This window comes from Raoultella sp. (assembly GCF_039594335.1).
GTDB lineage: Bacteria > Pseudomonadota > Gammaproteobacteria > Enterobacterales > Enterobacteriaceae > Klebsiella.
The window spans coordinates 1-21,672 of record NZ_JBCNNS010000002.1 but is presented as its reverse complement, the minus strand read 5'-3'; the positions used below and the strand labels follow the sequence as shown (position 1 = coordinate 21,672).

General features: G+C 53.2%; 16 protein-coding genes. 12 read left to right on the top strand and 4 right to left on the bottom strand.

Annotated elements, in window-relative coordinates:
* The first annotated feature begins 96 nt into the window (after positions 1–96).
* The 7 genes from lolA to ACZAHD_RS00590 all read left to right on the top strand — a co-directional run bounded on the left by lolA (position 97) and on the right by ACZAHD_RS00590 (position 8,999).
* A complete protein-coding gene (gene lolA, locus ACZAHD_RS00620; RefSeq protein WP_462455067.1) occupies positions 97–708 on the top strand; it encodes an outer membrane lipoprotein periplasmic chaperone LolA in 612 nt (203 codons plus the stop codon).
* Between the two features lie 8 nt (positions 709–716).
* Entirely contained in the window at positions 717–2,060 is a 1,344-nt protein-coding gene (rarA, locus tag ACZAHD_RS00615; protein WP_462455066.1) for a replication-associated recombination protein RarA, read from the top strand.
* A 91-nt stretch (positions 2,061–2,151) separates the two neighbouring features.
* Positions 2,152–3,444: a serine--tRNA ligase gene (serS, locus tag ACZAHD_RS00610; RefSeq protein WP_462455065.1), complete on the top strand. Its 1,293-nt coding sequence runs from the start codon at positions 2,152–2,154 to the stop codon at positions 3,442–3,444.
* A gap of 202 nt (positions 3,445–3,646) precedes the next feature.
* Positions 3,647–6,085 carry a dimethylsulfoxide reductase subunit A gene (gene dmsA / locus ACZAHD_RS00605; protein WP_462455064.1) on the top strand — a complete coding sequence of 813 codons (2,439 nt, stop codon included), beginning with the start codon at positions 3,647–3,649 and terminating at the stop codon, positions 6,083–6,085.
* Positions 6,086–6,095: 10 nt separating this feature from the next.
* Positions 6,096–6,713 carry a DMSO/selenate family reductase complex B subunit gene (locus tag ACZAHD_RS00600; RefSeq protein WP_462455063.1) on the top strand — a complete coding sequence of 206 codons (618 nt, stop codon included), beginning with the start codon at positions 6,096–6,098 and terminating at the stop codon, positions 6,711–6,713.
* A gap of 1 nt (position 6,714) precedes the next feature.
* The gene (locus ACZAHD_RS00595) at positions 6,715–7,578 is read left to right on the top strand and encodes a dimethyl sulfoxide reductase anchor subunit family protein (RefSeq protein ID WP_462455062.1); all 864 of its coding nucleotides are present in this window, start codon (positions 6,715–6,717) and stop codon (positions 7,576–7,578) included.
* Between the two features lie 272 nt (positions 7,579–7,850).
* Positions 7,851–8,999, top strand: coding sequence for an MFS transporter (locus ACZAHD_RS00590; protein ID WP_462455061.1), 1,149 nt, complete (start codon positions 7,851–7,853; stop codon positions 8,997–8,999).
* Between the two features lie 122 nt (positions 9,000–9,121).
* Here the strand turns inward: ACZAHD_RS00590 and pflA are convergent, their stop codons facing one another.
* From pflA to ycaO, 4 genes are all read right to left on the bottom strand, one after another.
* Positions 9,122–9,862 (bottom strand): pyruvate formate lyase 1-activating protein, encoded by a 741-nt coding sequence (pflA, locus tag ACZAHD_RS00585; RefSeq protein ID WP_462455060.1) that lies wholly within the window; start codon positions 9,860–9,862, stop codon positions 9,122–9,124.
* 348 nt (positions 9,863–10,210) lie between these two features.
* Positions 10,211–12,493 carry a formate C-acetyltransferase gene (gene pflB, locus ACZAHD_RS00580; RefSeq protein ID WP_462455059.1) on the bottom strand — a complete coding sequence of 761 codons (2,283 nt, stop codon included), beginning with the start codon at positions 12,491–12,493 and terminating at the stop codon, positions 10,211–10,213.
* A gap of 51 nt (positions 12,494–12,544) precedes the next feature.
* A complete protein-coding gene (gene focA / locus ACZAHD_RS00575) occupies positions 12,545–13,402 on the bottom strand; it encodes a formate transporter FocA (protein ID WP_462455058.1) in 858 nt (285 codons plus the stop codon).
* 384 nt (positions 13,403–13,786) lie between these two features.
* On the bottom strand, positions 13,787–15,547 hold the full coding sequence (gene ycaO, locus ACZAHD_RS00570; protein ID WP_462455057.1) for a 30S ribosomal protein S12 methylthiotransferase accessory factor YcaO: 1,761 nt from the start codon (positions 15,545–15,547) through the stop codon (positions 13,787–13,789).
* A 115-nt stretch (positions 15,548–15,662) separates the two neighbouring features.
* Here ycaO and ACZAHD_RS00565 point away from each other — a divergent pair, with 115 nt between their 5' ends.
* From ACZAHD_RS00565 to rpsA, 5 genes are all read left to right on the top strand, one after another.
* A complete protein-coding gene (locus tag ACZAHD_RS00565; RefSeq protein ID WP_462455056.1) occupies positions 15,663–16,355 on the top strand; it encodes a DUF421 domain-containing protein in 693 nt (230 codons plus the stop codon).
* A gap of 187 nt (positions 16,356–16,542) precedes the next feature.
* A complete protein-coding gene (gene serC, locus ACZAHD_RS00560; protein ID WP_462455055.1) occupies positions 16,543–17,631 on the top strand; it encodes a 3-phosphoserine/phosphohydroxythreonine transaminase in 1,089 nt (362 codons plus the stop codon).
* 72 nt (positions 17,632–17,703) lie between these two features.
* A complete protein-coding gene (aroA, locus tag ACZAHD_RS00555) occupies positions 17,704–18,987 on the top strand; it encodes a 3-phosphoshikimate 1-carboxyvinyltransferase (protein WP_462455054.1) in 1,284 nt (427 codons plus the stop codon).
* A gap of 205 nt (positions 18,988–19,192) precedes the next feature.
* On the top strand, positions 19,193–19,876 hold the full coding sequence (gene cmk / locus ACZAHD_RS00550; RefSeq protein WP_462455053.1) for a (d)CMP kinase: 684 nt from the start codon (positions 19,193–19,195) through the stop codon (positions 19,874–19,876).
* Positions 19,877–20,012: 136 nt separating this feature from the next.
* Positions 20,013–21,672, top strand: a 1,660-nt coding sequence (gene rpsA, locus ACZAHD_RS00545) for a 30S ribosomal protein S1 (protein WP_462455052.1), incomplete at its 3' end; no start/stop codon positions are given.

The window sequence follows — 21,672 nt, the reverse complement described above, 5'->3', positions numbered from 1 at the left end:
ATCAGCCTGTTCTGCTGTTCCGCCGTGCCTGGCGGTCCTACATTAGGGGGCAGAAGAGGCTCCCGCGTCGGGAGTGACGCAGATTAAGGAATAACAATGAAAAAACTCGCAATCACCTGTGCATTACTGTCTGGATTTGTCGTGAGCCAGGTTTGGGCGGATGCCGCCAGTGATTTGAAAAGCCGTCTCGATAAAGTGAGCAGCTTCCATGCCAGCTTCACCCAAAAAGTGACCGATGGTAGCGGTAACGCCGTACAGGACGGGCAGGGCGACCTGTGGGTTAAACGTCCGAATTTGTTTAACTGGCATATGACCCAGCCGGATGAAAGTATTCTGGTATCGGACGGGAAGACTCTGTGGTTCTACAACCCGTTTGTTGAGCAGGCAACTGTCACCTGGCTGAAAGACGCCACCAGCAACACGCCGTTTATGCTGATTGCTCGCAACCAGTCCAACGACTGGCAGCAGTACAACATCAAGCAAAACGGCGATGATTTTGTCCTGACGCCAAAAAACGGCGGCGGCAACCTGAAGCAGTTTACGATCAACGTTGGCCGCGACGGGACCATCCATCAGTTCAGCGCGGTAGAGCAGGATGACCAGCGCAGCAGCTACCAGCTGAAGTCTCAGCAAAACGGTGCGGTCGATGCATCTAAGTTCACCTTTACACCGCCGAAAGGGGTGACGGTGGACGATCAACGTAAGTAGAGGCGAATGTGAGCAATCTGTCGCTCGACTTTTCCGACAACGCGTTTCAACCTCTGGCCGCCCGTATGCGGCCAGAAAATTTAGCGCAGTACATTGGCCAGCAGCATCTGCTGGCGCCGGGGAAACCTTTGCCGCGGGCGATTGAGGCCGGGCATCTGCATTCGATGATCTTGTGGGGGCCGCCTGGCACCGGTAAAACCACGCTGGCTGAAGTGATTGCTCGCTATGCCAGCGCCGATGTTGAACGGATCTCAGCGGTGACCTCCGGTGTAAAAGAGATCCGTGAAGCGATCGAGCGCGCGAGACAGAACCGTAATGCCGGTCGCCGCACCATTCTGTTCGTTGACGAAGTCCACCGTTTCAATAAAAGCCAGCAGGATGCGTTTTTACCGCATATTGAAGACGGCACCATCACTTTCATCGGCGCGACGACGGAAAACCCCTCTTTTGAACTCAATTCCGCCTTGTTATCCCGGGCGCGCGTGTATTTGCTGAAATCGTTATCCAGTGAGGATATTGAGCAGGTGCTCACGCAGGCGATGAACGATAACAATCGTGGCTACGGCGGGCAAAATATCGTGCTGCCGGATGATACTCGCCAGGCTATCGCCGGGCTGGTTAACGGCGATGCGCGCCGGGCGCTTAATACGCTGGAAATGATGGCCGATATGGCAGAGACGGATGCCTCCGGCAACCGGGTGCTGAAAGCGGAGCTGCTAACCGAAATTGCCGGTGAGCGCAGCGCGCGGTTTGATAATAAAGGCGACCGTTTCTACGATTTGATTTCCGCGCTGCACAAGTCCGTTCGCGGCAGCGCGCCGGATGCGGCGCTGTACTGGTACGCACGTATCATTACCGCCGGCGGCGATCCGTTATATGTGGCCCGACGCTGCCTTGCGATCGCTTCGGAAGATGTTGGCAATGCCGACCCGCGAGCCATGCAGGTCGCGCTCTCTGCCTGGGACTGTTTTACCCGGGTGGGGCCAGCAGAGGGCGAGCGTGCAATTGCGCAGGCCATCGTTTATCTCGCCTGCGCGCCGAAGAGCAACGCGGTTTACACGGCATTTAAAGCCGCAATGGCCGATGCCCGCGAGCGTCCGGATTACGATGTGCCGGTTCATCTGCGCAACGCGCCAACCCGGTTGATGAAAGAGATGGGTTATGGTCAGGAGTATCGCTATGCCCATGATGAGCCAAATGCCTATGCTGCCGGGGAAGCCTATTTCCCGCAGGAAATGGCCCAAACTCGTTATTATCGGCCAACAAATCGGGGTCTGGAGGGGAAAATTGGCGAAAAGCTCGCCTGGCTTAGCGAACAGGATCAAAATAGCCCCATAAAACGCTACCGCTAACAGAGGCGTTGCGGTAAGGTTATCAAGATATTCCGGTGGTCGTAGTCTGCGGCCACTTTTCTTTTATTTATTCGATAAGCACAGGATAAGCATGCTCGATCCCAATCTGCTGCGTACCGAGCCAGACGCAGTCGCTGAAAAACTGGCACGCCGGGGCTTTAAGCTGGATGTAGATAAACTGCGCGCTCTGGAAGAGCGTCGTAAAGTTCTGCAGGTTGAAACGGAAAATCTGCAGGCGGAGCGTAACTCCCGATCGAAATCCATTGGCCAGGCGAAAGCGCGCGGGGAAGATATCGAGCCATTACGCCAGGAAGTCAACAAACTTGGCGAACAGCTGGATGCGGCGAAAGCCGAGCTGGACGTGTTACTGGCAGAGATCCGCGATATCGCGCTGACTATTCCTAACATTCCGCACGACGACGTTCCGGTCGGTCGCGACGAAAACGACAACGTTGAAGTCAGCCGCTGGGGTACGCCGCGCGAGTTCGATTTTGACGTCCGCGATCACGTGACGCTGGGCGAAATGCACGGCGGACTCGACTTTGCTGCAGCCGTTAAGCTGACCGGCTCCCGTTTTGTGGTAATGAAAGGGCAACTGGCCCGTCTGCATCGTGCGCTGGCACAGTTCATGTTGGATCTGCATACTGAACAGCACGGCTACAGTGAAAACTATGTGCCGTATCTGGTGAACCAGGAGACGCTGTACGGTACCGGTCAGTTGCCGAAATTTGCCGGCGATCTGTTCCATACGCGCCCGCTGGAAGAAGAAGCGGACAGCAGCAACTATGCTCTGATTCCAACGGCGGAAGTCCCGCTGACCAACCTCGTTCGCGATGAGATCATCGACGAAGACGATCTGCCGATTAAAATGACCGCTCACACACCGTGTTTCCGTTCTGAAGCGGGATCTTATGGTCGTGATACCCGTGGTCTGATTCGTATGCACCAGTTCGATAAAGTGGAAATGGTGCAGATCGTGCGTCCGGAAGATTCGATGGCGGCGCTGGAAGAGATGACCGGCCATGCGGAAAAAGTTCTGCAGTTGTTGGGTCTACCATACCGTAAAGTGGCGCTCTGCACTGGCGATATGGGCTTCAGCGCATGCAAAACGTATGATCTGGAAGTCTGGGTTCCGGCACAGAACACCTACCGTGAAATCTCCTCATGCTCGAACGTAGGGGACTTCCAGGCGCGTCGTATGCAGGCTCGTTGCCGCAGCAAGTCCGACAAGAAAACCCGTCTGGTACACACGCTGAACGGCTCCGGGCTGGCGGTGGGGCGTACCCTGGTCGCGCTGATGGAAAACTATCAGCAGGCGGATGGCCGGATTGAGATCCCGGAAATTCTGCGCCCCTATATGCGTGGCCTCGAATTTATCGGCTGATTTTTCTACCTGGTTCTCAAAAGCGCCCACGGGCGCTTTTTTTTTTATCCCCTTATTGATACCGGGCAATAATCCCCCTGACGATCCCCCCCATACTCCCTCGGTGTTAACACAGCAAAAAAAACTATAAAAAATTTAATTCGTTATATATATGCCTATATAACGAATGTCAGCAAATTGTGAGCAACCAAAGCGAGTATCCATGAAAATTAAAGCCCCCGATGCTTTACTGGCTGCCGAAGTAAGCCGGCGCGGTTTAATGAAAACCACGGCAATTGGCGGTCTGGCGATGGCCAGTAGTGCATTTACCCTACCATTTACACGTATTGCCCATGCTGCCGACGCTGTAGCGCCGGTGAATGAAACTGTCACCTGGAGTGCTTGTACCGTGAACTGCGGCAGCCGTTGTCCGCTGCGTATGCATGTAGTTGATGGCGAAATTAAATACGTTGAAACGGATAATACCGGTGACGACAACTATGACGCTCTGCATCAGGTACGTGCCTGTCTGCGCGGGCGTTCCATGCGTCGTCGCGTCTACAACCCCGATCGCCTGAAGTATCCCATGAAGCGCGTTGGCAAGCGCGGTGAAGGAAAGTTTGAGCGCATCAGCTGGGAAGAAGCATTTGATACTATCGCCAGCAATATGCAGCGCCTGATTAAAGATTACGGTAACGAATCGATCTACCTGAATTACGGTACCGGTACGCTTGGCGGCACCATGACCCGCTCCTGGCCGCCGGGAAAAACGCTCATCGCACGTCTGATGAACTGCTGCGGCGGTTACCTTAACCATTATGGCGATTATTCCTCGGCACAAATTGCCGCGGGCCTGAATTACACCTACGGCGGCTGGGCCGACGGTAACAGCCCATCGGATATCGAAAACAGCCAGCTGGTGGTGCTGTTCGGCAACAACCCTGGCGAAACGCGAATGAGCGGCGGTGGGGTGACGTACTACCTGGAACAAGCGCGGCAAAAATCCAACGCCCGGATGATCATCGTCGATCCGCGTTATACTGATACCGGCGCTGGCCGTGAAGATGAGTGGATACCGATTCGACCAGGCACCGACGCCGCGCTGGTTTCCGGACTCGCCTGGGTAATGATCACCGAAAACCTGGTCGATCGCCCGTTCCTTGATAAATACTGCGTCGGCTATGACGAGAAAACGTTGCCTGCCGATGCGCCGGCTAACGGCCACTACAAGGCTTATATCCTCGGCCAGGGGAACGACGGGATTGCCAAAACGCCGCAGTGGGCATCGACTATCACCGGGATTCCGGTCGAACGTATTGTGCAACTGGCACGTGAAATTGCGACAGCCAAACCTGCATTTATCAGTCAGGGTTGGGGGCCGCAGCGCCACGCGAATGGTGAAATCACCACCCGCGCTATCTCGATGCTGTCGATTCTGACCGGTAACGTTGGCATCAACGGAGGTAATACCGGCGCGCGTGAAGGCTCGTACGACCTGCCTTTTGAGCGTATGCCAACGCTGGAGAACCCCGTTGAGACCAGCATCTCGATGTTTATGTGGACCGATGCGATTGAACGTGGCCCGGAGATGACGGCGCTGCGTGATGGCGTGCGCGGTAAAGATAAACTGGACATCCCGATCAAAATGATCTGGAACTATGCCGGTAACTGCCTGATTAACCAGCACTCTGAGATCAACCGCACCCATGAAATCCTGCAGGATGATAAGAAGTGCGAAATGATCGTAGTGATCGACTGTCACATGACCTCATCGGCAAAATACGCCGATATTCTGCTGCCAGACTGCACTGCTTCCGAGCAGATGGATTTCGCGCTGGATGCCTCATGCGGCAACATGTCCTACGTCATCTTCACCGACCAGGTGATTAAACCGCGTTTTGAATGCAAAACGATTTATGACATGACGACGGAACTGGCAAAACGCATGGGCGTGGAGCAGAAGTTTACCGAAGGCCGCAGCCAGGAAGGCTGGATGCGTTATCTGCACGAACTTTCCCGTAAGGCTATCCCGGATTTGCCGGATTTCGATACCTTCCGCCAACAGGGTATTTACAAGCAGCGCGATCCGGCAGGGCATCATGTTGCCTATCAGGCATTCCGTGATAATCCGCAGGCTAATCCGCTGGAGACTCCGTCGGGTAAAATTGAGATCTATTCCCAGGCGCTGGCGAAAATTGCCGCCACCTGGGAACTGCCCGAAGGCGATGTGATCGATCCGCTGCCAATTTATACGCCGGGTTTTGAAAACTATAATGATCCGCTGACCGCGAAATTCCCACTGCAACTGACCGGTTTTCACTACAAGTCCCGCGTTCACTCTACCTACGGCAACGTCGATGTGCTGAAGGCTGCCTGTCGTCAGGAGATGTGGATTAACCCGCTCGACGCGAAGCAACGCGGCATCACCAACGGCGATCGTATCCGTATTTACAACAATCGCGGTGAAGTGCATATCGAAGCCAAAGTCACGCCGCGAATGATGCCTGGCGTTGTCGCGCTGGGTGAGGGCGCCTGGTATAACCCGGATGCAGGACGTGTGGATCAGGCGGGGAGCATCAACGTGCTTACCACCCAGCGACCTTCGCCTTTGGCGAAAGGTAACCCATCGCACACGAACCTGGTCCAGGTTGAAAAGCTGTAAGGAATAACCGATGACAACTCAATATGGATTTTTTATCGATTCTGCTCGTTGCACCGGTTGTAAAACCTGCGAGCTGGCTTGTAAAGACTTCAAAAACTTAACACCGGACGTCAGCTTCCGTCGCATTTATGAATATGCGGGCGGCGACTGGCAGGAGGACAACGGCGTCTGGCACCAGAACGTCTTTGCCTATTACTTATCCATCGCCTGTAACCACTGCGAAGACCCGGCCTGTACCAAAGTGTGCCCGAGCGGTGCTATGCATAAACGCGATGACGGTTTTGTCGTGGTTGATGAAGATGTGTGCATCGGCTGTCGCTATTGCCATATGGCCTGTCCGTACGGCGCGCCACAGTACAATGCCGAGAAAGGGCATATGACCAAGTGCGATGGCTGCTATGAGCGTGTCGACGAGGGTAAAAAACCGATTTGTGTCGAATCCTGCCCGCTGCGTGCGCTGGATTTTGGCCCTGTGGAAGAGTTGCGCAAGAAACACGGCATACTGGCTGCGGTTGCGCCGCTGCCCTCTGCGCACTTTACCAAACCCAGTATTGTCATCAAACCGAACGCCAACAGTCGTCCGTGCGGTGATACAACCGGCTATCTGGCCAACCCGAAGGAGGTGTGAGATGGGAAGTGGATGGCATGAATGGCCGCTGATGATCTTCACGGTCTTTGGACAGTGCGTGGCGGGCGGTTTTATCGTCCTGGCACTGGCGCTGATCAAAGGCGGTTTGTCGAATGAGCAGCAGCAGCGCGTGGTGCTGAGCATGTTTGGCCTGTGGATGCTGATGGGGATTGGATTTGTCGCTTCAACCATGCACCTGGGATCGCCGATGCGGGCTTTTAACTCGCTTAACCGGGTTGGTGCGTCGTCGTTGAGTAACGAAATTGCCAGCGGTGCCCTCTTTTTCGCCGTCGGTGGCATTGGCTGGCTGCTGGCGGTGGTGAAGAAACTGCCGACCGGGCTGCGCAGTCTCTGGCTGGTCGCGACGATGGTGCTGGGTATTATCTTTGTCTGGATGATGGCTCGTGTGTATAACACCATTGATACCATACCGACCTGGTATACCCTCTGGACGCCACTGAGTTTCTTCCTGACGCTGTTTATCGGCGGTCCGCTGCTCGGCTATCTGTTGCTGCGCGTTGCCGGGGTTGAGGGTTGGGCGATGCGTCTGCTGCCGGTGGTCACGCTGCTGGCGCTGGTGGCCAGCATTCTTGTGGCCCTGATGCAAGGCAGCGAGTTGCCGACGATTCACAGCTCTATTCAGCAGGCTTCTGCGCTGGTGCCGGATTATGGCTCACTGATGGCCTGGCGTATGGTTGCGCTGGTGCTGGCTCTGGCATGCTGGGTTGTTCCGCTGCTCAAAGGTTATCAGCCCGCCGTGCCGCTGTTAAGTCTGGCATTCGTGCTGGTACTGGTGGGTGAGATGGTTGGGCGTGGCATATTCTACGGTCTGCATATGACGGTCGGCATGGCTATCGCCAGCTGATAATCGGTTGCGCCAGGACGCCTGGTTCTGGCGCAACAAAAAAGTGCTGTTTTTTCATGAAATTTTTCTACTGATATCCCCGCCGTTTTTTTTCAATAAATTAATAAAAACAATGGAATAATATAAAGAATAATTGTGTTGTCAGCTCCACTGGATGAAAAACTTCTATCGTTGCCTGTGAAACCGCGTCCCGCCAGCTTTCCGGTGGATTGACAATGTTTTTAGCGATGGCATGATGCGCACGAAATCTAAACTTCCTCACGGTTATATCCATGTCCATCTACACCCGGCCGGTGCAAATGTTGCTCTGCGGCCTGCTTTTGTTGACGCTGGCGATTGCGGTTTTAAATACCCTCGTCCCGCTTTGGCTCGCCCATGAAAATATGCCAACCTGGCAGGTTGGAATGGTGGGGTCGTCCTATTTTACCGGTAATCTGGTCGGGACGCTGCTGGCCGGATGGGTGATTAAGCGTCTGGGATTTAACCGTAGTTATTATCTTGCGTCGCTGATCTTTGCGGTGGGCTGTGTCGGGCTTGGTATTACCCTCGGTTTCTGGACCTGGTTCAGTTGGCGTTTTCTCGCCGGCGTTGGCTGCGCGATGATTTGGGTCGTGGTCGAAAGCGCGCTGGTTTGCAGCGGAACGTCGCGCAGTCGCGGTCGTCTGCTGGCCGCCTACATGATGGTTTATTATGTGGGAAGCGTGTTGGGCCAACTGATGGTCAGCAAGCTGCCGACGGATCTGATGAGCGTGCTGCCATGGGTCACCGCGTTGGCACTGGCGGCGATCCTGCCTATGCTGTTTACCCGCGTAGTAAATCAAAGTGATGAACAGCATGAGCCGGCGCGGATCTGGCCAATGTTCAAGCTGCGTCAGGCCCGCCATGGCGTGAACGGCTGTATTATCTCCGGGATTGTTCTCGGGTCGCTGTATGGATTGATGCCGCTGTGGTTGAACCATCAGGGCGTAAGTGACTCCGGCATTGGTTTCTGGATGGCGGTTATGGTCAGCGCAGGCATTCTGGGCCAGTGGCCGATCGGCCGTATGGCCGACCGCTATGGTCGCCTGCTGGTGCTGCGTGTTCAGGTTTTTATTGTGATTTTGGGATGCCTGGCGATGCTTAGCGGTGCGGCAATGGCGCCGGCGCTGTTTATCCTTGGCGCATCGGGCTTCACATTGTACCCGGTGGCCATGGCCTGGGCCTGTGAGAAAGTCGATCGCCATCAGCTGGTCGCCATGAATCAGGCATTGCTGATGAGCTATACCATCGGCAGCCTGCTCGGGCCAACCTTCACTGCCATGCTGATGCAGAACTTTTCCGACAACCTGCTATTTATCATGATTGCCAGCGTGTCGTTTATTTATCTGCTGACGCTGCTGCGAAAAGCCGGCCATCATCCGACGCCGGTGGCTCACGCCTGATGTTGTCAGGCTATCCATGGTAAAAAGGGTGCGCGCTATCGCTTCCTGTCCTCTGTTTTCCGCGACAGAAAGCAAAACGGCTGCCTGAAATGGCAGCCGTTTTGTTGGGAAGGGGACCAGATTCAGTACATCACTTTATGGCCATACTGCTCCAGAATGCCTTTAACCCGCTCCATCGTCTCTTTCTTCGGCGGGTGTACGCCATCCAGCTTGTATTCTTCACCCATCGCGACCCATTTGTGTTTGCCTAATTCGTGATAGGGGAGCAGTTCGATTTTTTCGACATTGCCCATATCGCGGGTAAACTCGCCGAGGCGGTGCGCGGAATCATCATCGTCAGACCAGCCGGGAACTACCACGTAACGAATCCAGACTTTGATGTTTTTATTCGATAAATAGCGGGCAAACTCCAGCGTACGATGGTTAGACACGCCAACCAGGTTCTGATGGATCTCATCATTCATCTGTTTGAGGTCAAGCATGACCAGATCGGTCACTTCAAGCAGCTCGTCAATAACCGGATCGTAGCGACGGACAAAGCCGTTAGTATCGAGGCAGGTATGAATGCCTTCTTCGTGGCAGGCGCGGAACCAGTCGCGCACAAACTCGGCTTGCAAAATTGCCTCGCCGCCCGATGCCGTAACGCCGCCGCCGGAAGCGTTCATAAAGTGGCGATATGTCACGACCTCTTTCATCAGGCTTTCGACGGTGACTTCGCTGCCGCCGTGGGTATCCCAGGTGTCACGGTTGTGGCAATACAGGCAGCGCATCAGGCAGCCCTGGAAGAAGGTGATAAAGCGGATCCCAGGGCCATCGACAGTGCCGCAGGATTCAAAGGAGTGAATACGACCAATAGTTGACATTGCGGTGATATCTCCAGATTCGGCCCTTCCAGGGCCTGTGTATGCACAGCTCAAACCGGCTGTGTTTAAGAGCTAATCCCATCAGGTTATTTTACTTGCCATTTTGGACCTGGATAGAGCTCACAATCCTCTCGTACTATGTGTACGCTCCGCTTGCTGCGCGCTGTCCGTGTTCAAACTGGTGGCGGTAATGACACCCAAGGGATAACTCTAAGTCTGTTTTGGCTGTTATCCATACAGTATAGATAGCGGGCAAAAGAGACTGTCGTTACGCGAGGTGTTAAAAAGGCCCCACTTGCGTGGAGCCTTTATTGTACGCTTTTTAAATCGCGATTTCAGTCACAACCATTACATGGTCTGAGTGAAGGTACGAGTGATAACGTCCTGCTGCTGTTCTTTCGTCAGGGAGTTAAAACGCACTGCATAGCCAGATACACGGATGGTCAGCTGCGGATATTTTTCCGGGTTTTCCATCGCGTCGAGCAGCATTTCGCGGTTCATGACGTTGACGTTCAGGTGCTGACCGCCTTCGATAGACGCTTCGTGGTGGAAGTAACCATCCATCAGGCCTGCAAGGTTGGTTTTACGTACTTCGTCGTCTTTACCCAGCGCATTTGGCACGATAGAGAAGGTGTAGGAAATACCATCTTTAGCGTAAGCAAACGGCAGTTTAGCCACGGAGGTCAGAGAGGCAACAGCACCTTTCTGGTCACGACCGTGCATCGGGTTAGCACCTGGTCCGAACGGCGCACCAGCACGACGACCGTCAGGGGTGTTACCTGTTTTCTTACCATAAACCACGTTAGAGGTGATGGTCAGCACGGACTGAGTCGGGATAGCGTTACGATAGGTAGTGAGTTTCTGAATTTTCTTCATGAAACGTTCTACCAGGTCAACTGCCATGTCATCAACGCGAGAATCGTTGTTACCGAACTGCGGGTATTCACCTTCAATTGCGAAGTCAACGGCCAGGCCGTCTTCGTCACGAATCGGTTTAACTTTCGCATATTTGATGGCAGACAGGGAGTCAGCCGCAACGGACAGGCCAGCGATACCGCATGCCATGGTGCGAATGACGTCACGGTCGTGCAGAGCCATCAGAGAAGCTTCGTAGCTGTATTTGTCGTGCATGTAATGGATAATGTTCAGGGCGGTGACATACTGCTTAGCCAGCCAGTCCATGAAGTGATCCATACGATCCATCACTTCGTCGAAGTTCAGAACGTCGCCTTTGATCGGTTCAGATTTCGGACCAACCTGCATTTTCAGTTTTTCATCAACGCCACCGTTGATAGCGTACAGCATGGTTTTCGCGAGGTTAGCGCGAGCACCGAAGAACTGCATTTGCTTACCAACCACCATCGGGCTTACGCAGCATGCGATAGCGTAGTCGTCGTTGTTGAAGTCCGGACGCATCAGGTCATCATTCTCGTACTGCAGAGAAGAGGTATCGATAGACACTTTAGCGGCGAATTTCTTGAAGTTCAGCGGCAGTTTTTCAGACCACAGAACGGTGATGTTCGGCTCCGGAGAAGGCCCCATGGTGTACAGAGTATTCAGGAAGCGGAAGCTGTTTTTGGTCACCAGAGTACGGCCGTCAACGCCCATACCACCGATGGATTCCGTTGCCCAGATCGGGTCGCCGGAGAACAGTTCATCATATTCCGGAGTACGCAGGAAACGAACCATACGCAGTTTCATGACCAGGTGGTCAATCATTTCCTGAGCGTCTTGTTCAGTGATTTTGCCTGCTTTGATATCACGTTCGATGTAGGCATCCAGGAAGGTGGATACGCGACCGAAGGACATTGCTGCACCGTTCTGAGACTTAACCGCGGCCAGGTAGCCGAAGTAGGTCCACTGGATAGCTTCCTGTGCGTTGGTTGCCGGACCAGAGATATCGCAGCCGTATTTTGCTGCCATTTCTTTGATTTGACCCAGAGCACGATACTGTTCAGAGATCTCTTCACGCAGACGGATAGTCGCTTCCAGGTTTACGCCGTTTTCCAGGTCAGACTGCAGAGACAGGAACTGTGCGTATTTGTCTTTCATCAGGAAGTCGATACCGTACAGCGCAACGCGACGGTAGTCACCGATAATACGGCCACGGCCATACGCATCCGGCAGACCAGTCAGAACGCCAGACTTACGGCAGTTCAGAATGTCTTTGGTGTACACATCGAATACACCCTGGTTATGGGTTTTGCGGTATTCGGTGAAGATTTTTTTCAGCATCGGGTCCAGTTCGCGATCGTACGCTTTGCAGGAACCTTCAACCATTTTGATACCGCCGAACGGGATAATTGCACGTTTCAGAGGCTTTTCAGTCTGCAGACCAACGATTTTCTCAAGAGCTTTGTTGATGTAGCCTGCGTCATGAGAAGTGATGGTGGACGCAAGGGCAGTGTCGAAGTCAACAGGCGCATGCGTGCGGTTTTCCTGTTTAACACCTTCCATAACGTTGTCCCACAGCTTGGTTGTCGCTTCAGTTGCGCCAGCCAGGAAGGATTCGTCGCCTTCGTACGGGGTATAGTTTTTCTGGATAAAGTCACGTACGTTGACTTCTTTCTGCCAGTCACCTTTCGCGAAACCTTCCCAGGCTATGGCTAACTTTTCATTAAGCTCGGACATGTAACACCTACCTTCTTAAGTGGATTTTTTATTTACTGCCTGAAACGGCCCTTAGTGATGGTCGTCGCCACGCAGGTAAATGACCCAGTATGTCAACCCAACCAGCAAACCACCGCCGATAATGTTCCCGATAGTTACCGGAATCAGGTTATCAGTAATGAAGTTCATCACGGTCAGGTGAGAGAAATTTTCCGGAGCAGAACCGATAGCGGTCCAGAATTCCGGGCTTGCAAAGTCGCGGATTACGATACCCAGCGGGATCATAAACATGTTAGCGATACTGTGCTCAAAGCCGCTGGCAACAAACATAGCCACGGGTAAAATCATAATCATGGCTTTATCCATCAGGCTGCGGCCGGAGTAGCTCATCCACACCGCCAGACAGACCATCAGGTTAGCCAGGATACCCAGACACACGGCTTCAATAAATGTATGGTGCATTTTGTGGTCGGCGGTTTGCAGGACGTTAAGGCCCCATGCACCGTTGGCGGTCATATACTCGCCAGATAGCCACATCAGCAATACAAACAGCAGTGCGCCTATCAGGTTACCAACATAGACGTTGAGCCAGTTTCTTGCCAGTTGACCCCAGGTAATTCGTCCGCTGGCTTTCGCCACGACGATAAGTACGGTGGAAGTAAACAGGTCGGCACCGCAAATGACGCAAAGAATCAGGCCGAGTGAAAAGCAGATTCCCCCAATCAGTTTAGCAATCCCAAAAGGCATCGCGGCAGTGCCGGTTGTCGCCGTAATATAGAAGACAAAAGCAATGGAAATGAAAACACCAGCGGTAATCGCCAGATAAAACGTCTTCATCGGGTGCTTTGTCGCTTTGTAGACACCTGCTTCTTCGGCGACTTTCGCCATGGCTGCAGGGAGTAAAAGATCAAAAGGGTTGTCAGCTTTCACACTAACTCTCTCTTTATAAAAGTTGGCGGTGAGATACTAACAAAGCATTATAGAAGGGAAATTGATGTAGATCATATACCACCGGAACTATAAGCCCTGTATATGTGTGGTTTTTGCCTGTTATGATGATAACTGTTTGTTTTAAATTAAAAAAATAAATTTTAAAATTTACAAATTATGTTGATTTTTTTCATTTTGGGCCACTGCGGACGGTTAATTAAAATGGGGTATTTTTTATTAAAATTAACAATCCCAAAAAGATGTGTAAAAAAAATTACTGTAAATTAACGTTGCAACTACAAATTAGCCATGGGTCTACTTAGCGATGAAAAACGGGGTCCTTATCGACCCCGTAAATAATGTGGCATTCAATAAAATGAAGCGTTATTTATCCCAGAATGCCGCTTTTGCCCGTTGCAATTTTTCATAGGCTTTCAGTAAGGATTGATGGGCCGGGAAAGCCTGCAGATCGCTATCTACAGCCTGCAGACCATAGAATGGTGCTTCACCACTCATCGCTGCGCTGGCGGCTTCTACCGCATCAGCACCGTACATGCGGATAAAGGCATTCAGGTACTGCAGAGGCTGACGTTCTTCTTCCTGGCTGAGCAGCAGCAGCGTCTGCAGGCAGCGGTAGTAATTTGCGCGTTCCGCACTGAAGATAGAAGCATTGAATTCAATGGTCCATTCCGTCCAGATCAACGCCTGCTCTAGATCGCCGCCGGCCAGCGCTAGCATGGCTTTCAGTTCGCCAATACGCAGTGTATACCAGCCGTTGTCTTTGCCCGTCGCCAGGCCCAGCAGCTCGCGTACGCGGGTGAAGTCGTCATTGCCTTCATCGTCCAGTTGCTCGATCAGCGCTAGATAATCTTCTTTTTCCCACTCACTGCCCGGCAGGGAGAGAAGTGTTTCGCGCAGATGGCTACCCATGCTGTTATTGGCCAGCCATAGATCTTCTGCCGGGTAAATGTCTGACATTCCCGGAACGATGATGCGGCAGGCGTAGACGCTCAGGTGCTCATAATCGGCGATGTAAACTTCTTTTTCTTCCTCTTTAAAGATAGCCATCAGGGTAGCGAACTCTTCTTCCGTTGTGCCGGAGAAGCTCCAGTCGACGAACGGGTAGTCGGCATCCTGTTTGAACATATCCCAGGAGATCAGACCGCTGGAATCAATAAAGTGGGTTTCAAGATTGGCATGTTCGGCCACTTCTTCGTCATCGAAAGTGGGCGGCGTAAAGACATCGAGATCTTTCAGGCTACGACCCTGCAACAGCTCGGTGACGGTACGTTCGAGGGCGACGCCGAAGTCCGGATGCGCGCCGAAAGAGGCGAAGCAGGTTCCGTTTGTCGGGTTAAACAACACCACGCAGATAACCGGGTATTTGCCGCCCAGCGAGCCATCGTAAGCAAAAATCGGGAAACCTTCGGCTTCCAGCTTATTGATGGACTCCACCACACCAGGATAACGCGCCATGACCTCTGCCGGAATTTCTGGCAGGCTGATGCTTTCAGCGATGATGCGGTTTTTAATGTGGCGCTCGAAGACTTCAGACAGCGCCTGAACACGCGCTTCGTTCGCCGTGTTGCCCGCTGACATACCGTTAGACACATACAGGTTGCCGACGATATTCATCGGGATATAGACGGTTTCGCCATCGGACTGACGGGTGAACGGCAGGCCGCAAACGCCGCGCTCGTCATTACCAGACTGCAGATCGACCAGCATGCTGGCAGTCAACTGATCGTCAGGATCGTAAAATGCGCGCAGACGAGTATCCAACAGACCTTCCGGCACCTCATCGTCTTCAGTCAGCGGGAACCATTTCTCATTTGGATAGTGGACGAACGGCCCGTTAGCGATGGTTTTGCCCAACCAAAAGTCAGCAAAAAAGTAGTTGGTGGACAGACGTTCGAAATATTCGCCAAGCGCCGAGGCCAGCGCCGCTTTTTTGGTCGCCCCTTTGCCGTTGGTGAAGCACAATGAGCACTCTTTATCACGGATATGTACTGACCACACGTGTGGTACGGGATTCAGCCATGAGGCCTCTTCAATATCAAATCCGAGGTCGAGCAATTTCTGCTGGAAGCGAGCGATGGAATCTTCCAGGGCGGCATCTTTGCCGGGAATAAACGTTTGAGTCATGGCGATCACTTTTATCGTACGTAAAGCGCGCAATGATACGGCTTTTAGATGACCGGCGCTATCTCCATCGTCTGGCTATCCTTACTGACACTCTATAACTGTGCAGGCGTTAACCATGAAGGCATTTGATTGGCATCGTATGGCGCTGGATAAAGTCCCCGTGGACTTTTTGGCGGAGGTGGCTCTGCGGAGCGTGTATACCTTCGTTCTGGTATTTATCTTTCTCAAAATCACCGGACGACGCGGTGTGCGGCAGATGTCGCTGTTTGAGGTCCTCATTATCCTGACCCTCGGTTCTGCGGCGGGCGATGTCGCTTTCTATGATGATGTTCCGATGCTGCCGGTGCTGGTGGTCTTTGTCACCCTGGCGCTGCTGTACCGGCTGATTATGTGGCTGATGGGCAAAAGCGAGAAGCTGGAGAACTTACTGGAGGGCAAACCGATCCCGGTCATCGAACAGGGTGAACTGGCCTGGGAAAAATTACAGGCGGAAAACATGACCGAATTCGAGTTTTTTATGGAACTGCGGATCAACGGCGTCGAACAGTTAGGGCAGGTCCGGTTGGCAATTCTGGAAACCAACGGTCAAATTAGTCTCTTCTACTATCCGGAGCGGGACGTCAAAGCCGGTCTGTCCATTTTACCTCCGCCCCACAACGCGAGCTATGCCACCATTCCGCGCGACGATGAATATGCCTGCGTACGCTGTAGCGCGGTTCTTACGCTCCGCGCCGGGGATAAACAATTATGTCCGCGCTGCGCAAATGCAGAATGGTCGCGGGCCAGCAGGGCGAAAAGAGTTACCTGACAGCAATTATGTCGGTTTTATGACGTCAAGCTGGCAGATTCTTTTGTGTGATGACAACCACATTTCGTGGCTGCTTAGTTTTACTCGTTGCGGTGTGTGTCACTGAATGATAAAACCGATAGCCACAGGAATAACTTATGCCCGCGATGGTTCGCGTGCAGACAACATAGCAACGTGGTGAGGGGAAATGGCTCAGGTCTATAACTTTAGTTCGGGCCCGGCAATGCTGCCGGCGGAAGTTCTCAAACTGGCACAGCAGGAGCTGTGTGACTGGCATGGCCTGGGTACGTCGGTCATGGAAATCAGTCACCGTGGTAAAGAGTTTATTCAGGTGGCCGAGGCGGCAGAACAGGATTTTCGCGATCTGCTCAATATCCCTTCCAACTACAAAGTTTTATTCTGCCATGGCGGCGGTCGCGCTCAGTTCGCGGGCGTTCCGTTGAACCTGCTGGGTGATCAAACCACTGCTGACTATGTCGATGCAGGTTACTGGGCGGCAAGCGCGATTAAAGAAGCGAAAAAATATTGTTCGCCAAATGCCATTGACGCGAAAATCACGGTTGATGGCCTTCGCGGGGTTAAACCGATGAGCGAATGGCAGCTGACGCCAGGCGCGGCCTATCTGCACTACTGTCCGAATGAAACCATCGACGGCATTGCGATTGATGAAACGCCGAATTTTGCTGACGACGTTGTGGTTGCGGCGGATTTCTCCTCCACGATTCTCTCTGCCCCGATTGATGTCAGCCGATACGGTGTTATCTATGCGGGCGCGCAGAAAAATATCGGTCCGGCGGGCCTGACGCTGGTGATTGTTCGTGAAGATCTGCTGGGTAAAGCCAGTGTCGCCTGTCCGTCCATCCTTGACTACACCGTTCTGGATGCCAACGACTCCATGTTTAACACCCCGCCGACTTTCGCATGGTACCTGGCCGGTCTGGTGTTTAAATGGCTGAAAGAGCAAGGCGGCGTGGCGGCAATGGACACAATCAATCAGCAAAAAGCCGATTTGCTCTATGGTGTGATCGACCGCAGCAGCTTCTATCGTAACGATGTGGCAGCGGCCAACCGTTCCCGTATGAACGTCCCGTTCCAGCTGGCTGACAGTGCCCTGGATAAACTGTTCCTTGAAGAGTCCTTTGCCGCAGGTCTGCATGCCCTGAAGGGCCACCGTGTAGTAGGCGGCATGCGTGCCTCTATCTATAACGCGATGCCGTTGGCGGGCGTGAAGGCGCTGACCGACTTTATGCAGGATTTTGAGCGCCGTCACGGCTAATCACCATCCTGCTTTTCCTCCCCGCAGCGGGTCTGCGGGGTTTTTTATTCTGTTTTTTGAGAGTTAAGTTTGATGGAATCCCTGACGTTACAACCCATTGCGCGAGTCGATGGCACTGTGAACCTGCCTGGGTCAAAAAGTGTCTCTAACCGCGCTTTGCTGCTGGCGGCTTTAGCCCGTGGCACCACGGTGCTGACCAACCTGCTGGACAGCGACGATGTACGCCATATGCTGAATGCCCTGAGCGCCCTGGGAGTTCATTACGTTCTGTCTGCTGACCGTACCCGCTGCGAAGTGACCGGCAACGCTGGGCCGCTGCTGGCTGACAATGCGCTGGAGCTGTTCCTCGGTAACGCAGGGACCGCCATGCGTCCGCTGGCGGCCGCGCTGTGTCTGGGCAGCAATGATATCGTGCTGACCGGCGAACCGCGAATGAAAGAGCGTCCCATTGGCCATCTGGTCGATGCCCTGCGCCAGGGCGGCGCGCAGATTGACTATCTGGAGCAGGAAAACTATCCACCTCTGCGCTTGCGTGGTGGTTTTACCGGCGGCGAAGTTGAAGTGGACGGCAGCGTCTCCAGCCAGTTCCTGACCGCGCTGCTGATGGCTGCGCCGCTGGCGCCGCAGGATACCGTCATCGCGATTAAAGGCGATCTGGTTTCCAGACCGTATATCGACATCACGTTGCATCTGATGAAAACATTCGGCGTTGAGGTCGAAAATCAGGCCTATCAGCGCTTTATTGTCAGCGGCAATCAGCAGTATCAGTCGCCGGGTGATTACCTGGTGGAAGGGGATGCCTCGTCGGCGTCTTATTTTCTCGCTGCCGGCGCCATCAAAGGCGGGACGGTAAAAGTTACCGGTATCGGTCGCAACAGCGTACAGGGCGATATCCGTTTTGCCGACGTACTGGAAAAAATGGGCGCAACCGTCACCTGGGGTGAGGACTTCATTGCCTGCACGCAGGGTGAACTGAACGCTATCGATATGGACATGAACCATATTCCGGATGCGGCGATGACGATCGCCACCACGGCGCTGTTTGCAAAAGGTACCACCACTCTGCGCAACATCTATAACTGGCGCGTCAAAGAGACCGACCGTCTGTTTGCCATGGCGACAGAGCTGCGTAAAGTGGGAGCAGAGGTGGAAGAGGGGGAGGATTACATCCGCATCACTCCGCCTGCAAAGCTCCAGTTTGCGGACATCGGCACCTATAACGACCACCGTATGGCAATGTGCTTCTCGCTGGTGGCGCTTTCCGATACGCCGGTAACCATTCTCGACCCGAAATGTACGGCGAAAACGTTCCCTGATTACTTTGAGCAACTGGCGCGGATCAGCACGCTGGCTTAACGTTCGCCTTCGTATAAAGTAAAACGAAAAAGTAAAATATTGTCATCTTCCGGGCTGACGTTCCGTCGGCCCGCTATAATTGCGCAGTTCTTCTGCGTTTCATTTCTGGTAGTCCGTAATTTGCAAGCAATGCTCACTTTCCGGCGTAGAGATGCGTATAATGCGCGGCGTTTACATTCTATGCGCCTTGCTGAAGGAGGAAAAGATGACGGCAAATATTCCGGTAATCACCATTGATGGGCCTGGCGGTGCAGGTAAAGGCACATTGTGCAAGGCAATGGCGGAAGCGCTGGGCTGGCATTTGCTGGATTCCGGGGCCATTTATCGTGTTCTGGCCCTCGCGGCGCTGCATCACCATGTCGATGTTGAATCTGAAGAGGCGCTGGTGCCGTTAGCGGCTCACCTGGACGTGCGTTTTATCTCCACCGACGGCAGTCTGGAAGTGATACTTGAAGGCGAGGACGTCAGCGCTGCCATTCGTACACAGGAAGTGGCCAATGCCGCATCGAAAGTTGCCGCGTTCCCCCGCGTGCGCGAAGCGTTGCTTCGTCGTCAGCGCGCATTTCGTGAACTGCCTGGCCTGATTGCCGACGGACGCGATATGGGAACCGTGGTGTTTCCCGATGCGCCAGTGAAAATTTTCCTTGATGCATCCGCGCAGGAGCGCGCCCATCGGCGTATGCTGCAGTTGCAGGAAAAGGGCTTTAGTGTTAACTTTGAACGTCTTTTGTCCGAGATAAAAGAGCGTGACGATCGTGACCGTAATCGCAGCGTGGCACCGCTTGTCCCGGCCGCTGATGCTTTAGTTCTCGATTCTACTGAACTAAACATTGAGCAAGTTATTGAAAAAGCGCTACACTATGCGCGCGAAAAACTGGCAGTCGCCTGACCGCCCGGCGGTGAAGCGAAATGGCCTCTGAATTATAGCAGTACCCCCGCAGCAATGGAGTGTTAGCGGGTATGTTAAACAACCCCATCCGGCACGGAGCCAGGTGGACGTTAAATATGAAACCTGAAGATTAAACATGACTGAATCTTTTGCTCAACTATTTGAAGAATCCTTAAAAACAATCGAAACCCGTCCGGGTTCCATCGTTCGTGGTGTTGTTGTTGCTATCGACAAAGATATCGTACTGGTTGACGCCGGTCTGAAATCTGAGTCTGCCATTCCGGCAGAGCAGTTCAAAAACGCCCAGGGCGAGCTGGAAATCCAGGTCGGTGACGAAGTTGACGTTGCTCTGGATGCAGTAGAAGACGGCTTCGGTGAAACCTTGCTGTCCCGTGAAAAAGCTAAACGTCACGAAGCTTGGATCACGCTGGAAAAAGCTTACGAAGAAGCTGAAACTGTAGTCGGTGTTATCAACGGCAAAGTTAAAGGTGGCTTCACTGTTGAGCTGAATGGTATTCGTGCGTTCCTGCCAGGTTCCCTGGTTGACGTTCGTCCGGTTCGCGACACGCTGCACCTCGAAGGCAAAGAGCTTGAGTTCAAAGTCATCAAGCTGGACCAGAAGCGTAACAACGTTGTTGTATCCCGTCGTGCCGTTATCGAATCCGAAAACAGCGCAGAACGCGATCAGCTGCTGGAAAACCTGCAGGAAGGCATGGAAGTCAAAGGTATCGTTAAGAACCTCACTGACTACGGCGCATTCGTTGATCTGGGCGGCGTTGACGGCCTGCTGCACATCACTGACATGGCGTGGAAACGCGTTAAGCACCCGAGCGAAATCGTAAACGTTGGCGACGAAATCACTGTTAAAGTGCTGAAGTTCGACCGCGAGCGTACTCGTGTATCTCTGGGCCTGAAACAGCTGGGCGAAGATCCGTGGGTAGCTATCGCTAAGCGTTATCCGGAAGGTACCAAACTGACCGGTCGCGTGACCAACCTGACCGACTACGGCTGCTTCGTTGAAATCGAAGAAGGCGTTGAAGGCCTGGTTCACGTTTCCGAGATGGACTGGACCAACAAAAACATCCACCCGTCCAAAGTTGTTAACGTTGGCGACGTAGTGGAAGTTATGGTTCTGGATATCGACGAAGAACGTCGTCGTATCTCTCTGGGTCTGAAGCAGTGCAAAAACAACCCGTGGCAGCAGTTTGCGGAAACCCACAACAAGGGCGACCGTGTTGAAGGTAAAATCAAGTCTATCACTGACTTCGGTATCTTCATCGGCCTGGACGGCGGCATCGACGGCCTGGTTCACCTGTCTGACATCTCCTGGAACGTTGCAGGCGAAGAAGCAGTTCGTGAATACAAAAAAGGCGACGAAATCGCAGCCGTTGTTCTGCAGGTTGACGCAGAACGTGAGCGTATCTCTCTGGGCGTTAAACAGCTCGCAGAAGATCCGTTCAACAACTGGGTTGCACTGAACAAGAAAGGCGCAATCGTAAACGGTAAAGTCACTGCAGTTGACGCTAAAGGCGCAACAGTAGAACTGGCTGACGGCGTTGAAGGTTACCTGCGCGCTTCTGAAGCTTCCCGTGACCGCGTTGAAGATGCAACTCTGGTTCTGAGTGTTGGCGACGACGTTGAAGCTAAATTCACCGGCGTTGATCGTAAAAACCGTGCAATCAGCCTGTCTGTTCGTGCTAAAGACGAAGCTGATGAGAAAGATGCAATCGCAACTGTTAACAAACAGGAAGATGCAAACTTCTCTAACAACGCAATGGCTGAAGCTTTCAAAGCAG

Bases quoted from the DNA above. Each gene is read 5' to 3' on its own strand.
- lolA (WP_462455067.1), top strand. From the start codon at position 97: ATGAAAAAACTCGCAATCACCTGTGCATTACTGTCTGGATTTGTCGTG.
- serS (WP_462455065.1), top strand. From the start codon at position 2,152: ATGCTCGATCCCAATCTGCTGCGTACCGAGCCAGACGCAGTCGCTGAA.
- dmsA (WP_462455064.1), top strand. From the start codon at position 3,647: ATGAAAATTAAAGCCCCCGATGCTTTACTGGCTGCCGAAGTAAGCCGG.
- ACZAHD_RS00600 (WP_462455063.1), top strand. From the start codon at position 6,096: ATGACAACTCAATATGGATTTTTTATCGATTCTGCTCGTTGCACCGGT.
- ACZAHD_RS00595 (WP_462455062.1), top strand. From the start codon at position 6,715: ATGGGAAGTGGATGGCATGAATGGCCGCTGATGATCTTCACGGTCTTT.
- ACZAHD_RS00590 (WP_462455061.1), top strand. From the start codon at position 7,851: ATGTCCATCTACACCCGGCCGGTGCAAATGTTGCTCTGCGGCCTGCTT.
- pflA (WP_462455060.1), bottom strand. From the start codon at position 9,862: ATGTCAACTATTGGTCGTATTCACTCCTTTGAATCCTGCGGCACTGTC.
- pflB (WP_462455059.1), bottom strand. From the start codon at position 12,493: ATGTCCGAGCTTAATGAAAAGTTAGCCATAGCCTGGGAAGGTTTCGCG.
- ycaO (WP_462455057.1), bottom strand. From the start codon at position 15,547: ATGACTCAAACGTTTATTCCCGGCAAAGATGCCGCCCTGGAAGATTCC.
- ACZAHD_RS00565 (WP_462455056.1), top strand. From the start codon at position 15,663: ATGAAGGCATTTGATTGGCATCGTATGGCGCTGGATAAAGTCCCCGTG.
- serC (WP_462455055.1), top strand. From the start codon at position 16,543: ATGGCTCAGGTCTATAACTTTAGTTCGGGCCCGGCAATGCTGCCGGCG.
- aroA (WP_462455054.1), top strand. From the start codon at position 17,704: ATGGAATCCCTGACGTTACAACCCATTGCGCGAGTCGATGGCACTGTG.
- cmk (WP_462455053.1), top strand. From the start codon at position 19,193: ATGACGGCAAATATTCCGGTAATCACCATTGATGGGCCTGGCGGTGCA.